13 protein-coding genes are annotated in these 15094 nt (G+C 54.7%); 6 read left to right on the top strand and 7 right to left on the bottom strand.

Annotated elements, in window-relative coordinates:
- Window positions 1-70 precede the first annotated feature (70 nt).
- Entirely contained in the window at window positions 71-847 is a 777-nt protein-coding gene (locus tag B3K78_RS08715; protein ID WP_286695148.1) for a methyltransferase domain-containing protein, read from the top strand.
- Window positions 848-1187: 340 nt separating this feature from the next.
- Here B3K78_RS08715 and B3K78_RS08710 read toward each other — a convergent pair whose 3' ends face one another.
- From B3K78_RS08710 to B3K78_RS08700, 3 genes are all read right to left on the bottom strand, one after another.
- Window positions 1188-1310 (bottom strand): hypothetical protein, encoded by a 123-nt coding sequence (locus B3K78_RS08710; RefSeq protein ID WP_267878898.1) that lies wholly within the window; start codon window positions 1308-1310, stop codon window positions 1188-1190.
- 276 nt (window positions 1311-1586) lie between these two features.
- Window positions 1587-2765: a glycerol-3-phosphate dehydrogenase/oxidase gene (locus B3K78_RS08705; protein ID WP_286695147.1), complete on the bottom strand. Its 1179-nt coding sequence runs from the start codon at window positions 2763-2765 to the stop codon at window positions 1587-1589.
- Window positions 2758-3492: a glycerophosphodiester phosphodiesterase family protein gene (locus B3K78_RS08700; RefSeq protein ID WP_286695146.1), complete on the bottom strand. Its 735-nt coding sequence runs from the start codon at window positions 3490-3492 to the stop codon at window positions 2758-2760. Before B3K78_RS08700 ends, B3K78_RS08705 begins: the two co-directional genes overlap by 8 nt.
- A 132-nt stretch (window positions 3493-3624) precedes the next feature.
- Between B3K78_RS08700 and asnS the strand changes: the two genes are divergently transcribed.
- Window positions 3625-5019, top strand: a complete 1395-nt coding sequence (gene asnS, locus B3K78_RS08695) for an asparagine--tRNA ligase (protein WP_286695145.1) — start codon at window positions 3625-3627, stop codon at window positions 5017-5019.
- A 22-nt stretch (window positions 5020-5041) separates the two neighbouring features.
- Here asnS and B3K78_RS08690 read toward each other — a convergent pair whose 3' ends face one another.
- Window positions 5042-7057, bottom strand: coding sequence for a VacB/RNase II family 3'-5' exoribonuclease (locus B3K78_RS08690; protein WP_286695144.1), 2016 nt, complete (start codon window positions 7055-7057; stop codon window positions 5042-5044).
- Between the two features lie 223 nt (window positions 7058-7280).
- On the opposite strand from B3K78_RS08690, the gene B3K78_RS08685 reads away from it, so the two are divergent.
- On the top strand, window positions 7281-8666 hold the full coding sequence (locus B3K78_RS08685; protein ID WP_027873200.1) for a PhoH family protein: 1386 nt from the start codon (window positions 7281-7283) through the stop codon (window positions 8664-8666).
- A gap of 108 nt (window positions 8667-8774) precedes the next feature.
- A complete protein-coding gene (locus B3K78_RS08680) occupies window positions 8775-9017 on the top strand; it encodes a hypothetical protein (RefSeq protein WP_286695143.1) in 243 nt (80 codons plus the stop codon).
- Between the two features lie 46 nt (window positions 9018-9063).
- Here the strand turns inward: B3K78_RS08680 and B3K78_RS08675 are convergent, their stop codons facing one another.
- A complete protein-coding gene (locus B3K78_RS08675) occupies window positions 9064-9468 on the bottom strand; it encodes a gamma-butyrobetaine hydroxylase family protein (protein ID WP_286695142.1) in 405 nt (134 codons plus the stop codon).
- Between the two features lie 188 nt (window positions 9469-9656).
- On the opposite strand from B3K78_RS08675, the gene glyA reads away from it, so the two are divergent.
- Together glyA and B3K78_RS08665 are read left to right on the top strand one after the other, a co-directional pair.
- Complete coding sequence (glyA, locus tag B3K78_RS08670) at window positions 9657-10919, top strand: serine hydroxymethyltransferase (protein ID WP_204994727.1); 1263 nt, start codon at window positions 9657-9659, stop codon at window positions 10917-10919.
- A 211-nt stretch (window positions 10920-11130) separates the two neighbouring features.
- On the top strand, window positions 11131-11706 hold the full coding sequence (locus B3K78_RS08665; protein WP_286695141.1) for a hypothetical protein: 576 nt from the start codon (window positions 11131-11133) through the stop codon (window positions 11704-11706).
- A gap of 100 nt (window positions 11707-11806) precedes the next feature.
- On the opposite strand, the gene B3K78_RS08660 is transcribed toward B3K78_RS08665, so the two are convergent.
- Together B3K78_RS08660 and B3K78_RS08655 are read right to left on the bottom strand one after the other, a co-directional pair.
- Window positions 11807-14047, bottom strand: a complete 2241-nt coding sequence (locus tag B3K78_RS08660; RefSeq protein ID WP_286695140.1) for a PKD domain-containing protein — start codon at window positions 14045-14047, stop codon at window positions 11807-11809.
- A 14-nt stretch (window positions 14048-14061) separates the two neighbouring features.
- Complete coding sequence (locus B3K78_RS08655) at window positions 14062-15084, bottom strand: hypothetical protein (protein ID WP_286695139.1); 1023 nt, start codon at window positions 15082-15084, stop codon at window positions 14062-14064.
- Between the last annotated feature and the right edge of the window lie 10 nt (window positions 15085-15094).

Below are 15094 nucleotides of genomic sequence, written 5' to 3'. Positions count from 1 at the left end.
CTCCTTAATTGCCGTCGCGGCGATCACCTTCTACACTGCCCGCCTCATTTTCTGCATTGACGCTAGCCCAATGTCCGACCGAAACTTTGACGGAATTGCCCAACGCTTTCAGCGCAATATCTATGGCAATCCGAAAGGCCAACTTCGCCTGGCAATTTGCCGCCGAGAGCTCGAGGAAAAGCTACCAGCGCTTTTTGGTGGTGAGCCGGTAAGCATTTGGGACGCCGGCGGTGGATTAGGGCAAATGGCCGAGGTCTTTCTCGAGCAGGGGCACCGGCTTGAGCTCAATGATATTTCACAGGAGATGCTCGATCTGGCAGGGGAGCGTCTATCTTCATACTGCCGCTCAGGGCAGTTGTCGTTGTCCCATGCGCCTATCCAAGGTATGGCCGCTCAGGGACAGTTTCAGTTGGTGATCTGTCATGCCGTGCTGGAGTGGGTGGCCGATATGGAGCAAGTGCTACGCCACCTCGCTGCAGGGATAAAAGAGGGCGGCCACCTGTCGCTGATGTTCTATAACCTCAATGCATTGGTATTGGGCAATATGATTAAGGGCAATTTATACAAACTGCGTGACGAGGATTTTGCCGGACACCCCGGAGGTTTAACGCCGCCATCGCCCCGCCGGCCGCAGGATGTTGAGGCGGCGCTTTCCGCGGTGGGCCTTGAGGTGGTATCGCGCCGAGGGGTTCGCATTAGCCATGACCTAATGTCCAGACAATTACGCCGCGAGCGCAGCGTTGACGACATGCTTGAAATCGACTGGCAGTATGGTGCTCAGGAGCCGTTTTGGGCCTTGGGGCGTTATGTTCACTTGTTGTGCCGCCACAAGAGAGGGGCGGTCTAGTTGGCAATTCGAACTGCGGCACCTGAGAATGCGTGGGTGCTACGTTCTGGTAGGGGCGTTAAAGTGTGGCGGGGAATTGACTGCCCGCCGATGTGGCGGGCGGCATTTCGTCGCGATGATGATGGACTGGCGACGGTTTGTACTCAGCTGCCGGCGTTGGAGGTGGTATGCCTGCAGTAGCTAGCGTTTACAGCGCGATTAAACAGGCAATAAGCCCCGCTGCGACAATGCTGATAAAGCTCACGCGAGCAGTGATGTCAGCATAAATTTCTGCATTGTTCATTTCAGTTGCAGTGATCGCTTTCATAGTGTGATCCTCTCGGTTTTGCTGCTGTGGTTTTTACAGTGCAACGATGCTGGCAATAAAGCCGGCGGCAATGATGCTGGCCAGTGCAAGACGGGCTGCGATATCCGTTACCACTTCTGCTTTGTTGATCTCGTTGATAGTCAATGTATGAGCCATGTTGTTTCTCCTGTGAATGTCTTGATGACAGGGTCAGTATAGGGAGAAAGCGGCTTAACAGGGGTTACAGGGAGGAGGGGAGCCGACGTCGTGTGTGTGGCCTAAGGTGGCGAAAATTAAGCTTATGAATGCTAGATAATTATAATAAAATCAGTGTGTTAAATGAATTCTAAGCAAAAGTTCATCATTTGTTTAAGCCCCTGCCATCATGTCGCGGGGGTTAAATTGCTGTAATAGATGGGAAACGGCGGGGTCGCCGCTTCCCATGCAAGCAATTTACTGCCGGGGAGCGAGGGGCGTGCGCCGGGTATCTGCTCGCGGTGTCCGGGGGCCTAAGCGTTTGCTCAGCAGCCCGAGCACTCGCTCTGCCGTGTGACGATAGGCGGTGAGCTTGCCGCCGTATACCGACAGAATTTTCGGGCTATTTTCGTCGTCACACATCAGGAATGTGTCGCGCAGGCGTTTGTTGGCGCTGTCATCCGAGCGCGGTAGAACGCGCAGCCCTGCCCATGCGTCGATAAGCGCGGGTTTCTCACCCGGGAAAAAGTGGCTGAGCGTATCTTGAAGGTAGGTGATTTCATCGTTGCTTGGCGCGATATTATCTGGCCCATCGCGGTGAATGATCTCGGTGGTGCCAACCAGTGTATGCTCGCCCCAGGGCATGGCAAAAACGGCGCGCCGGTCGCTGGGAGCCTCCATGTAGTAGACACCGCGCCCGAGGCGTTTATCGACCACAATATGGCTGCCGCGCACAAGTTCGATCTCCTCGGTCATCGCTGCGTTTTCGATGCGCTGCGACGTTTGGTTTACCCACGGGCCGGTGGCATTCACCAGGCTTTTGCAATGGCAGCGGCGCTCGCCGTCAGCCGTGTTGAAGGTCAGCGAATAGCCATCTTCGTTCTTTTTGGCTTCTAACAGCTCCCAGCCCGTGAAAGTTTGTGCGCCCAGTTGCGCGGCGGAGTCGACAACAGCCTCGGTTAACAGCCGGTCGTCGGTTTGACCGTCCCAGTACTGGAATACCGCCTGCAGGCCGTTGGTATCCAGACCATCAAGATTGTGCCACTCTTCTTTCTTCAGTTTGCGGAAATGCCCCAGTGGGCCGCCGCCACTCAACAAGTAGTAGAGCGTTAAGCCGGCGCGAATTTGCCAGGGGCGGCGCGAGGTATTTTTATAAATGGGAATATAAAAGGGTACCGGGCGAACAAGCTCTGGCGCGTTGCGCAGCAGCTGAGCGCGCTCGCGCAGGCTGTGGAACACCAGGGAGAATTGCGCCGTTTCCAGATAGCGCAGACCGCCATGAATTAATTTGCTTGAGCGCTGAGAGGTGCCTGCCGCCCAGGTTGCGCGCTCGAAAATACAGCTGTCGTAGCCCGCTGCCGCTGCGGCTTGGGCAATGCCTGCGCCCTGAACGCCGCCGCCAATGATGGCAACTTCGGTGTGGATATCGTTAGACAAGGTGGAGCTCCTGTAATACTTCGCCAATATTAAAACTTTCTATTCCGGCGGCTCCGCGTTCGAACCAGTCGCGGGCCTCCAGGGCGCTGCCTACCTCATAGATCAGCAGCGGTAGCGGCAGGGTGCGCAGATCGGTCTCTACGGGGACGCAGTTGCGGTCCATAAACACGATTTCAGGCGTCAATTCAGCCAGCGACGCCAGCTGCCAGTCCGGCCAGTAGTCGAAAACCGCGCCGCACCGCTGCCAGCCGTTGTTCTTGGCAACCAGCAGGGCGTCGAGCTCAAAGCTGATGAGCACGCAGCGGTGTTGGTAGCCCTGTAGGGCTTGCGTGACCGCGCTGACCATGGCGTTTGCGCCAAACTGGGCGAGACTTTCCCCTTTCAGCTCGACATAAATATCTACCGACGGGTAGTCGTCGAGTAAACCGGTCACCGCCTGTAGGGGGCTGAGCGGCGTGCCTCTGAACTGGTCTCCAAAGCGCTCGGGCTCGTAGGCTGACATCGTTGCAAGTTCGGCCGCCGTATAGTCCCAGATCATGCCGGGTTGTTGGCACAAACGTGTTAACGCTGGGTCGTGGAAGATAAACGGTGTCCCGTCAGCACTGAGCTGCACATCTAGCTCGAGCTTAACCGCGCCCACGCGAGCCGCTTCGCGCAGTGCCAGCAAGGTGTTTTCTGGGAAGTGCCGTCGCCAGCCACGGTGGGCGACAAAATTTTCGATCTGCATAGGGTCTTTCCTGCCAAGGGGGCAACTTTAGCTGTTACGTCTTACAGGAAAAAGATGGTTGATGCACAATAGCCAACTATTTGCTTTATTGCTTGAGAAATTGCGCGGTTATGACGCGTTCAGGGGAGGGATATGCTGGGAACGTCGGTTAAAAAGCTACTTAGTGGTAGCGTAGAGCTGGGTGCAACGGTCGAGATAAAGGGGTGGTTGCGCAGTCGTCGTGACTCCAAGGGTGGCTTCTCTTTCTTGGCGGTGAACGACGGCACGACCCAGCACGCCTTGCAGGTGGTGGCGCCGGGCGAGTTGGCTAATTACCAGTCGGATGTGCAGCGCTTAACGGCCGGCTGTTCGCTGCGCGTTGTCGGTACGCTAGTCGCCTCTCAGGGTAAAGGACAGAGCGTGGAAATTCAGGCGGAGGAGATCGAGGTCTACGGCTGGGTCGACGACCCCGATACTTACCCTATCGCCAAAAAGCGTCACAGTTTTGAATACCTGCGTGGGGTGGCGCACCTGCGCCCGCGTACCAATACCTTTGGCGCGATCACGCGTGTGCGCACGGTGCTGGCCAATGCGGTGCACAGCTACTTCTTTGAGCGCGACTTTCAGTGGATTAATACGCCGCTGATAACGGCCAGTGACTGTGAGGGCGCCGGAGAAATGTTTCGTGTCAGCACGCTTGATTTGCAAAACCTGCCTCGCGATGCCCACGGCGCCGTCGACTTCAGTCAGGACTTCTTTGGCCGGGAGGCATTTCTTACCGTATCGGGGCAGCTCAATGCCGAGGCGTACTGCCTGGCGATGAGCAAGGTATATACCTTTGGGCCGACCTTTCGCGCGGAAAACTCAAATACCAGCCGGCACCTGGCTGAGTTTTGGATGGTTGAGCCCGAGGTGGCTTTTGCCAACCTTGACGACGATGCCGCCTTGGCAGAAGATTTTTTGCGCTACCTGATTAAGCAGGTGCTGGAGCACTGCGAAGACGACTTGGCCTTCTTTAATCAGTATATCGACGACACGGTGCTGTCGCGCTTGCAGGCGGTGTCTGAGCGTGAATTCGCGCGTATGGATTACACCGAGGCGGTGAAAATACTCACATCAGCGAAGGCCTCTTTTGACTACCCGGTGGAATGGGGGCGAGACCTGCAATCCGAGCACGAGCGCTATCTTTGTGAGCAACATGTGGGTGGGCCGCTAATCGTCAGTAACTACCCAAAAGATATTAAAGCGTTTTACATGCGCCTGAATGACGATGGCAGAACGGTAGCTGCCATGGATGTACTGGCACCGGGCATTGGTGAAATTATCGGCGGCAGCCAGCGTGAGGAGCGCCTGGATGTTCTCGACCAACGCATGAAGGATCAACAGTTGGAAGGGCTGGAGTGGTATCGTGACCTGCGCCGCTACGGTACCGTGCCTCACGCTGGCTTCGGCCTGGGTTTTGAGCGGCTGTTGAATTACATCACCGGCATGGACAATATCCGCGATGCGATTCCCTTCCCCCGCGTACCGAGGCACGCGGAGTTTTAAGGGGCGTCACGCGCGCTCGTGTTCAGGCGAGTGTGAACAGTAACTTGCGCTGGAAGGGGTCGATCTCGGCCACTTTCACCGTAACTGCCTGCTCCAGTTGATAGTTTTGCTGATCGTTATAAAGGCGCAGGGTGTCAGCGTCGAAACTGAGCTTTTCCGGAATCGATCGAGCCTCAACGAATCCGCTGATACCGCTATCGTGGAGCTCGACGGTAAAGCCGCCGCCATTGAGGTGGGCAATGTGGCCCGCGTAGGTCTGCTCCGAGGGCTGTTTGGCCAGATACTGGTACTGTAGCCATTGTTCCATTTGCCGGCTGGCTTGGCGCACATTGCGCAGCTTTTCTTGCAGTTGAGCAATGGCGTCGTCGCTCAAGTCGCCGCCGCTGGTGTTGTCCAGACAGGCGCGAATGCAGCGCTGCACAACCAAGTCGTTGTATTTACGCAGCGGCGAGGTGAAGGTGCTGTAGCAATCGAAGCCCAGCCCAAAATGTGGGCGTGGTTCGGCGCTAAGCTCCCCCGGCTGAAGCATGCGAGCCATAATGCTGCGCAGCGGCAGTGGGCTATCTGCCTTAGACGCGGCGCTCAATACGCGCCGGTAGCCGTCGAGTTCCTGAACCGACACGTCGCTATATTCTGGCAGGGCGTGGTCGACCAGCTTGCCGATACTCTCGAGGCGTTCCTCTCTGAATCCGGCGTGACCATTGTATAAAGCACGGTCGGTGCCGCGCTTTTCGCGCAGCCATAATGCGGCGCTGCGGTTGGCGGCGAGCATGCATTCTTCTACCAAGCGGTGGGCGTCATTGCGATCCTGGCGGACGATGGCGGTGATGCGGCCCTGCTCGTCCAAGTCATAGTGAAAATCTGCTTGCTCAGGCATGATCAGGGCATTTTCTTCACGCCACTTGCGCAACGCCCCGCAGGCTTGATGTAGCGCCTCAATACTGGCGTGAGGCAGTTGAGGGCCTCCTGCCAAGTGGGCGGCGACGTCGTCATAGCTAAGTTTTGCGCGGGAGCGAATCAGGGCTTCTGAGAAGGCAATATCTTTGATTTCGCCGCTTTGGCTAATTTGCATACTGCAAACCAGGGCCGCGCGCTCAACATCTTCTGCCAGTGAGCAGAGGTCTTGGCTGATGCGCTCGGGCAGCATGGGCTGAGTGCACCCTGGTAGATAGACCGTACTTGCGCGCTGCTGGGCGGCGCGATCCAATTCGCTGCCTGCTTCAATGTAAGCGCCGGGGTCGGCTACCGCGACTTGCAGCGTCCAGCCGGTGTCGCTGGCTTCCGCGTAGATCGCATCGTCGATATCTCGCGTGCTGGCAGAATCAATCGTTACAAAGGGTGTGTCGCGCAGGTCCTCACGTTGGTTTGCGCGGCTGTCGATGAGCTCTTCCTCGGCGGGCCACCCAAAAGGCAGCTCAAATTTACACAGGGTATACTTGCCCTCTACGCCAGCGTCTTCGGGGCTGCCGATTTTACTCAGTACTTTTACTTGAGACTTGCCATCTTTCCAGGGGTGGCGATGGACTTTGCAGTGCAGGTAATCCCCGGGTTGCGCTTTTTTGCGCTCAGAAGGCGGGATGAAGAGCAGTTTATTAAAGCGGGGCAGGTCGGGCTCCACAAAGTGCCCTTGCCCACGAACGATGTATCGGCCTGTAAAACTTGTCAGAGGGCTATTGACCAGTTTCTCCAGCTCGCCCTTAAACTTGCCCTTGTCATCGGTCAACACATTGACCTTTACCCGGTCACCGGGAAATACGCGCAGCATCTCGTCGGGGGGGAGAAACACATCCCGGCCATCATCCAGGCGCACAAAGCCGAAGCGGCGCTGGCTGCCGCGTACCTCACCTTCGCCCTGATCCTTACTTTCAATGATGTCGGTTTTCAGCTGCTTTAGCTGTTGCAGGGCGTTTTGGTCGAGCATGGTGTTGAGATACCTTGGCTTTCGGTCTGAGAAAGGGGCGATAGGGTAGCGGAAAACCTCCGCCGCGTCTTGCTCGCCGAGGTTATGGGCGCATTGGGCACCAGATTTAGTTGACATCACCGCGGTAGCTTTTAATATTCAAGACAGCATGTCCTTATTGGAGCAGCCGTTTGCCCCATTCCGACAAGGCCCGATGGGCCATCAGTTGTAGGCTTGGTAGCCGCTATGCGGGGGCAGTCATGCCGCCGTCTTCTCTTCCTCAAAACATCCTCACCACGTTGCTCGTCGCGCGACTGAGCAACGGCCCGATTTGTTTCTTGCAGCCAGTAGAGAGCCCCTGATGGAAAAAATCTTTGTTCTGGATACCAATGTTCTATTGCATGACCCGATGGCCCTGAGTGCTTTCCATGAGCATCGTGTGGTCGTGCCGATGACGGTGCTCGAAGAGCTTGATCACATTAAGGACCGGCGTGACAAGGACGTAAGCCGTGAGGCGCGCATTGCGATCAATGCGATTGATAAAATTCTATTCAAAGCCAGCCCCAAGCAGATTCAGGAGGGGGTGCCGATCCCGGCGGCGCGTGAAGGCGAGGCTGCGGGCTCCCTGGCGATCTTTCCCGATCAACTAATCAGTCACGATACCGAGGCTCCCTACCTGGATGGCAGCCAACAGCAGGCGAACGACAACCGTATTATTAACGTTGCCTTGCACTTACAGGTGAAAAACCCAAAGGCCTACGTTTGTTTAGTAACCAAAGACATCAACATGCGTTTGAAGGCCAAGGGGTCAGGGCTGGAAAATGTTGAGGACTACCGGCGGGATCGGGTGCTGGATGATATCCAGTATATGGCGAAGGGCTATGAACACCTGGCCGGGCGATTCTGGGACCAGGTCGACAGTGTGGAAACCCTGCGGGAGGGGCCGCAAACCCTGCATGTTTTAAGCAGGTCGGTGCTTCCCCATGTGCATATCAATCAGTTCATCTACGATGACAGCGGCTTTGCCGGTTTGGTGAGAGCGGTAGATGATGACCGGGTTGAGTTATTGGATCTGTGCCCTGAGCAGTTAATGCACCAAAGCCTGTGGGGCCTCACGCCGCGTAACATGGAACAGGCGATGGCGTTTTTTCTCATCGCCCAGGCGGATATTGATATGACGGTGCTCACCGGTCCGGCGGGCTCGGGTAAAACCCTGATCGCACTGGCCTATGGCTTGCACGCGATACTTGAAGAAAAACGTTATGACAAGTTGATTGTGGCGCGGTCGACGCCGCCAATTGCCGAAGATATCGGCTTCTTGCCTGGCACCGAGGAAGAAAAAATGGCACCGTGGTTGGCCGCCTTTGATGACAACCTCGAGGTGTTACACGGGGGGGATGAGTCGCCCTACAGCAGCATCGAGTATGTTAAAGACAAGGCCAATATACAGTTTAAGTCACTAAACTTTATGCGCGGTCGTTCGTTCAACAATGCCTATATTGTCATCGATGAGGCGCAGGGCTTAACCCAGTTTCAGCTTAAGTCGATTATCACTCGGGTGGGGGTTAACTCGAAGATCGTGGTGCTGGGAAACCTGGCACAAATCGACAACAAATATATTTCGCCGCTTACTTCCGGGCTAACTTACTTAGTCGAGAAAAGTAAGCATTTCGCCCACGCCGGGGTGATGCATGTAAATGGCATAGAACGATCTAGGTTAGCGGCGTTTGCTGAAGAAAATTTGTAGGGCTTGCCTCGCCGTCTGTCAATAGGGTGAATCCGCGGTAGTCGCTGCACTGCACCTTTATTAATGTTGGGGTATGAAACTCGGCGTTAAATTGGAGGGAGTGCGGCCATGATTGAAGAAAAGCGTGTTGGTGCGGAACCTGTGCCTCACAACCTTTCTGAGCTGCTTACTGAGCTGCAGCGAACGTCACTGCGTCGTATTGAAAATTTTGGCTGGCAGATCAAGTTTATCCGTCGTCCCCGTTTTCAGCCGCCCGTTGTCGTTGTTGAAAATACAACAGGAATGAACATTGGCATCTTGGAGGAAGATGGCGGCGTTAATCTCCGTCCGGCCATCTCCCTGAGAGACTGATTTCGACTAGGGGCTGTTTACACTACGTAATTAGTGCGAACCGGCCCTAGCCCTTGCTTGGGTCGACGAGTGTGACGACCTGCTCATCTGGGTCGCGGCTGGCATTTGCCGCCCGCAACTCTGCGAGATAGCCTTCCCATAAGGTCTGATGATTTTCGCCGAGTTCTCGCAAGTAGCGCCAAGAGTATATCCCGCTGTCGTGCCCGTCATCGAACACCAGCTGAATCGCATAGTTCCCGACGGCAATAATATCGCGGATCTCCACATTCAATTTGCCAGTTTGCAATACCTCCTGGCCGCGCCCGTGGCCGCGTACCTCCGCCGAGGGTGAGAAGACACGCAAAAATTCGCAGCTGAGCTGGTAGTGACTGCCGTCGGCGTAGCGGAGCTCCAGCAGGCGTGATTTCTTGTGTAGCTTAATTTGCTGGGGCGGCATATCTGTTTGATTCATATGAGTATTTCCAGTTTCTCTGGCGACATCATAGCTGAGCGTTGGTGCGCTGTAGAGTGCAAATTCGAAGAATCTAAGTCGCTACCGCTCTGCGTAACAAAGTTGGCGGCCTAAAACGGTGCCGGCGGCGCGCGTTTATTGTACAATGCGCGGCTTTTCTTAGCCTGTATCTGCCTTGCGGGGGTTCTATGTTTAACAAAGAGATGACGATAGCTGGTTTCGACGACGATATTTGGTCTGCAATCCAGGAAGAAGAGGTTCGTCAGGAAGAGCACATCGAGCTGATTGCTTCCGAGAACTACACCAGCCCCCGCGTAATGCAAGCTCAGGGTACGGCGCTGACCAATAAATACGCCGAGGGCTATCCTGGCAAGCGCTACTACGGCGGTTGTGAGTATGTAGATAAAGCCGAGTCTCTGGCCATTGAGCGCGCCAAGGCATTGTTTGGTGCTGACTACGCAAATGTTCAGCCTCACTCGGGCTCACAGGCAAATGCAGCGGTATATCAAGCGTTGGTGCTGCCAGGTGAGACAGTGCTGGGTATGAGCCTGGATGCGGGTGGTCACTTGACCCACGGCGCTAAGCCAAACTTTTCTGGCAAAACCTATCATGCTGTGCAGTATGGCCTGAACAACGACACGGGCGAAATCGATTACGCACAAGTAGAGGCCTTGGCTCTAGAGCATAAGCCCAAAATGATTGTGGCGGGCTTCTCCGCGTACTCGGGCATTGTCGATTGGGCGAAATTCCGTGAAATCGCCGACAAAGTGGGCGCCTACCTGATGGTTGATATGGCTCACGTGGCGGGTCTGGTCGCGGCGGGCATCTACCCCAACCCAATGCCTTTTGCCGACGTGGTAACCACCACGACTCACAAAACCCTCCGTGGTCCGCGTGGCGGTTTGATCTTGGCAAAGGCCAACGAAGAAATTGAGAAAAAGCTGAACTCTGCCGTTTTCCCAGGTGGTCAGGGTGGCCCGCTGATGCATGTGATTGCCGCTAAAGCGGTGAGCTTTAAAGAGGCAATGAGCCCTGAGTACGTCGACTACCAAAAGCAGGTGGTTGCCAATGCAAAAGCGATGGCGAAGACGTTTATTGATCGCGGTATCAATATTGTTTCAGGCGGTACCGAGAACCACCTGATGTTGGTGGATCTGATCGGCAAGCCTTACACCGGCAAAGACGCCGATGCAGCGCTAGGGGCAGCTAACATCACCGTGAACAAAAACGCGGTTCCTAACGATCCACGTTCACCGTTCATCACCAGTGGTCTGCGCGTAGGTACGCCGGCAGTGACAACTCGCGGCTTCAAAGAAGCAGAGTGTATCGATCTGGCCAACTGGATGTGCGATGTATTGGAAGCACTCGAGTCTGGTGATGCCAGCGCAAAAATTGAAGAAGTGAAAGCGAAGGTGCTTGAGGTTTGTAAGCGCCACCCCGTTTACGCTTAATGTAAATTGGGTTGCAAAGCCGGGCATTGCCCGGCTTTTTTTTTGCCTGTGCATTTGCTGCATTCCCCTCTAAAATGGAGATGGAGTGTTGCTATGAATTGGTCTGCTTGCCGAGCGCCGGAGATGCAACAGTCGAGCAGGAACTCGAAATACGTCGGCACCTAATTTGGACTGTGTCGATGTGTATTACTCGTGGATATTGGAGTGCTTAATGAAGAAGAAAATAATAGGTGTGACTTGCTCAGTGCTAATGACGGCGTGTGCAAGCACCGAGCAGGCAGCAGATACGCAGCAGTCACAACAAGGTGCGGGTGGACTCCCTCAGTGGGTGATGAATCCTTACATTGACGATGGTTTTGCCAGTGCTCAGTGCGTGCCGTATTCCAGTAATATGTCGATCGACCGCCAGCTTGCCGTTGCCAATGCGCGGACGGATTTAGCCCAACAGCTAGAAACGAAAGTTGCAGTTTTGGACAAGGTATTTCGCGAGCGCACGGACGTGTCCAGCGGTGTATCCAGCGGCTCAACCTTCTCATCGGTGGCGAAGCAACTTACCCAGCAGACGCTGATTGGTACACGAGCTGAGCGTGTGGAGTTTGTTGAAATCGACGGTAAGAAAAACCTGTGTGTATTGGTGACAATGGGGCGCGATAAAACCCTGGCACTGTTTGATAACCTGTTGGCCGCGAGTGAGCGCCAGGTGCAGCCAGATACCCGAGAGGTGCTTTTGCAGCAATTTAAGGGCGCACAAGCTCAGCAGGAGCTGAACGAAGAAATGGCGCGCTAATACGTTGCGTAAATGCTATGGGTCGCTGATGCCGCGACCGTAAGCGCACAAAAAAGCCCGCCATTGGCGGGCTTTTTTGTGGTTGCAATAATACTGCTAACTAGTCTTGGTCCAGATCAACCTCAACGACGACTTCCTCGGCGTTGTCCACAAATCGCTCGTCAGTGAACACAACTTCACCGTTGTCGATAATGTCGACTTCGTAGTTCACGCCGCCCGGTACTTCAAAGACTTCATCTTCGCCTTTGTCGAGAATAACGAATTTGTAGTAGTCGTAATAACCATCGGGTTCATCAATGTTATCGATGCCGATAGTGAAGGCGCCGCTGCTAAAGTCGTTGGCGATATTGCGAATAATCAACTTGCCGGTATTGCTGATAACCACTTTGCGTGACGCCGTGGCGGTGTTGCCCTGGTCGTCGGTAACCGTCAGTTTAATTTGGAACTCACCGTCTTGTGTATAGGTGTGATTACCCAATGGAATACCGTCATCGACGACTGTGCCATCACCTAAGTCATAGCTGTATTTAACGATATTGCCGCTCGGCGATATTGACGACAGCGCATTGAGAATACCGGTGTTGAATTCGCCGTTATTATCGAGTGAGCCGCGAATGACATCGCTGTATTGGTCATACAAACGTGCGGTAAGCGCACCTTTGCTGCCGGCATCCTTGCTGACGGGGAGGTAGAATAGCTGGCTGGCCGACTTAATTTCGCCTGCACTATTTCTGCCGCCAATGCGGAAGCCAAGCTCGCCCTCGACATCGGGAACTTGAATCTCAAAGCTGACATTACCGCTATTGCAGGGGCCGTCCGTGCTGGTGCGATTGCCGTAGCAGATGCTTGTGTAACCCAGCTGGGACTCATCCAAATTGAATTCATCAATGCTTGCCTGGTCCATTTCCAAAAGCTCGCGCAAGGGCTCGTTGAGGTTCGCGTAGCCAATGTAAATGCGATAGGTGCTGCCGGGTTTGGCGGCAGGCAGGCGACGGTCTGGGCCTAGGCCGAAGATGGCAAAGTCCGAGGTCAGGCCATCAGGGCCAGCATTGAGGTAGTTGCCTTCCAGCAAGCCGACAAATTCCATGCTGTCCGTAGCGTCTGCTTCATTGACCAGTGTACCGCGGCCGAGGAAGGCCAGGCGAGCAGGGCCAAAGGGTTGGTTGTACAGTTTTTCTACCTCAAAGCTACCGCTGCTTTGGTCCGCTGAATAGGTTTTGCCATTGAAGCTGATGCGAACCAGTGGTCGGTAGTATTTGCCTGCCAGGCTATCCCATTTGCTATCGGTAAAGTCGATGCTCTCCTCCCCGCGCTCATCTGGAAGGCGCAGGTCGAGCAGGGCGGGATAGGTGCTTGAAGCTGGAGCGCTGGTTTCGATCACTCGGGTGAAGTCGTAGCCAGAGTCATTGACCGGCGAAGTTGTGGCGCCATTCGCATTAGCTTCCTCGCCATCGACGACTTTCAGGCCAATGGAGTAAAGCACCGCACCAACGGGGTTGCTGTCATCGAAAGACCAGCCGAAGTTTGTGTAGTCAATGGCTGTGGTACCGTCACCATTTTTGCTGCGCGCCCAGCCGTTGATAGGTACCACCGTGCCGTCCTGGCCCTCTTCCCAGGAGTTGGTCCACTCAACAACACCGAGGCCATTTTTCAAATACAGATAGTAGGAAAAGCGCTCCCCGTAGTATTTGATAACGATGCAGTTCTGCTCACCGCTGATCGGCGCTGTCGCATTGTCATCAATGAGGGTCGCCGTCCATCCGGTGCCTGAGCTGAAGTTGTAAAACAGCGGTACGATGGTGGGGCCGGCTACCCAGCTGTCGCCAACTTCAACTTTGGCGGGGAATAGGAGAGCGGGTTGAGGCTGTCTGAAGGGCGCTACACCTAAGTCCGACTTCAGCTGTTCGGCGGTTTCAGTCAAGTAGATGTTGCCGCGACTGTCCTTGGCAAAGTTGTGAAAAATTGGCGCGCTGATGTCGTTGCTGTTTGGTGTTACGACATAGTAACCCAAGCGCAGGGTCTTGATACCACGCGAATCTTCGATGACGGAGGTCTTCCAGACGCGATCCGTCTCAAAGTCACCAAATCCTCTCAGGCGCATTTCCGAGCGATCGGGAAAGCGAAACTCCTGTGAGCCAAAAGTTACGGCGATGTCCGCGCTGTCGTCCTCAAAAGTGAGGTAGGTATTCAGGGACAGTTGCGAATCGTAATTGAGGTTGATTACGGGCTCGGTGTTGGCGTTGGGTTCTTTGTACTCAGTACCCGATTCGTCGAACACGCAGCCTTGAAGGCTGAGTCCGAGAGCCACAGCCGCTGATGCTAGGATGTTGAATTTTTTCATGGCTATGTCCCCTCTTATAGCGTGAAGCTGCCGACAAGTGACACACCGAAAATACGGTCGTCGTTTAATGTGGAGCCCTCAACAAAGGCGTCGAACTGGCGTTGGGTGTAGTTGAAGCGCAGCTCCATTGGCAGCTTCACTCGTGTTTTGCTTAGGTCGTAAACAGCATTAAGGGTATATGACTCGTACTCAATACTGTCTTCGATACCGAATTCGTCACGAGTCAGCGATTTGCCGCCGTCTACATTCGCTTCCGCGTCGAAGGTGAAGTCGTAGCGCAGGCTGACATCCAGTTTTCCGAAGAAGCGCAGCGATCCACCCAGGTACAGGCCGGTAGCCTCAAACTCGCCCTTGTAAATGGCTTCTATGGGGGTTGATACATCGCTGGAAACGGGCTTCTCATAGTCCACCGAGAATAGCCCCATCATAAAACTTTGGCCTGGTGAGGGTTCGTTGCTATAGCCGATTACCGCTTCTTTAAAAGTGGTGTTGACGTCAATTTTGTCACCGGCGGTGAGCAGCTTGGCGTCGTTATCCTCTACGTAAAAATAATCACGTGTTGCTTGCACCGTAATCAAAAATGTTTGTACGTCGTAATTAATATCGATGCGGTGATTGGTCTTCTCGCCGCCGAAGAGCTGGAAGGGGTCGATGCTGAGGTCGGCAACGAAGCGTGTCCATCCTTCTTTTTCTGAATCCGAGGCCTGGGCGATTTCATCTTGTTCCGCGCTGTCGCCGGGTGTCATTTCGTAGCTCAGCTTGGGGCGCACTGCTGCCAGCCAGCTAACGTTTTGCATCCAGGTCGCCTGCTCGGGGAACCATTCGAACTGCAGAATATTGAGGCCGACGGTTTTCACATAGGCATCGCGGATCGTGTCCGCCTCTAGCTCCTGATATTTGTAACCGACAGATACGCCGCCAAAGTAGTTATAGCTAGCATCGTCGCCAAAGCTCGCTCGTTGATCTTGCTCTTGCGCCAGTGCGCCGCTTGATAGTATTGCGGCTGCCAGTGCAATTGCCGAGGCCTTTCTCGTCATCTCACTTACC

This window comes from Spongiibacter sp. UBA1325 (genome assembly GCF_002306875.1).
Lineage (GTDB): Bacteria > Pseudomonadota > Gammaproteobacteria > Pseudomonadales > Spongiibacteraceae > Spongiibacter > Spongiibacter marinus.
This window is presented reverse-complemented; position numbering and strand designations above follow the sequence as displayed.

What these genes read in the sequence shown, in the direction of transcription:
- B3K78_RS08665 (WP_286695141.1), top strand. Translation starts at nt 11,131, where the DNA reads ATGAAGAAGAAAATAATAGGTGTGACTTGCTCAGTGCTAATGACGGCG.
- asnS (WP_286695145.1), top strand. Translation starts at nt 3,625, where the DNA reads ATGCTGGGAACGTCGGTTAAAAAGCTACTTAGTGGTAGCGTAGAGCTG.
- B3K78_RS08710 (WP_267878898.1), bottom strand. Translation starts at nt 1,310, where the DNA reads ATGGCTCATACATTGACTATCAACGAGATCAACAAAGCAGAAGTGGTA.
- B3K78_RS08675 (WP_286695142.1), bottom strand. Translation starts at nt 9,468, where the DNA reads ATGAATCAAACAGATATGCCGCCCCAGCAAATTAAGCTACACAAGAAA.
- glyA (WP_204994727.1), top strand. Translation starts at nt 9,657, where the DNA reads ATGTTTAACAAAGAGATGACGATAGCTGGTTTCGACGACGATATTTGG.
- B3K78_RS08685 (WP_027873200.1), top strand. Translation starts at nt 7,281, where the DNA reads ATGGAAAAAATCTTTGTTCTGGATACCAATGTTCTATTGCATGACCCG.
- B3K78_RS08715 (WP_286695148.1), top strand. Translation starts at nt 71, where the DNA reads ATGTCCGACCGAAACTTTGACGGAATTGCCCAACGCTTTCAGCGCAAT.
- B3K78_RS08655 (WP_286695139.1), bottom strand. Translation starts at nt 15,084, where the DNA reads ATGACGAGAAAGGCCTCGGCAATTGCACTGGCAGCCGCAATACTATCA.
- B3K78_RS08680 (WP_286695143.1), top strand. Translation starts at nt 8,775, where the DNA reads ATGATTGAAGAAAAGCGTGTTGGTGCGGAACCTGTGCCTCACAACCTT.
- B3K78_RS08700 (WP_286695146.1), bottom strand. Translation starts at nt 3,492, where the DNA reads ATGCAGATCGAAAATTTTGTCGCCCACCGTGGCTGGCGACGGCACTTC.
- B3K78_RS08690 (WP_286695144.1), bottom strand. Translation starts at nt 7,057, where the DNA reads ATGTCAACTAAATCTGGTGCCCAATGCGCCCATAACCTCGGCGAGCAA.
- B3K78_RS08660 (WP_286695140.1), bottom strand. Translation starts at nt 14,047, where the DNA reads ATGAAAAAATTCAACATCCTAGCATCAGCGGCTGTGGCTCTCGGACTC.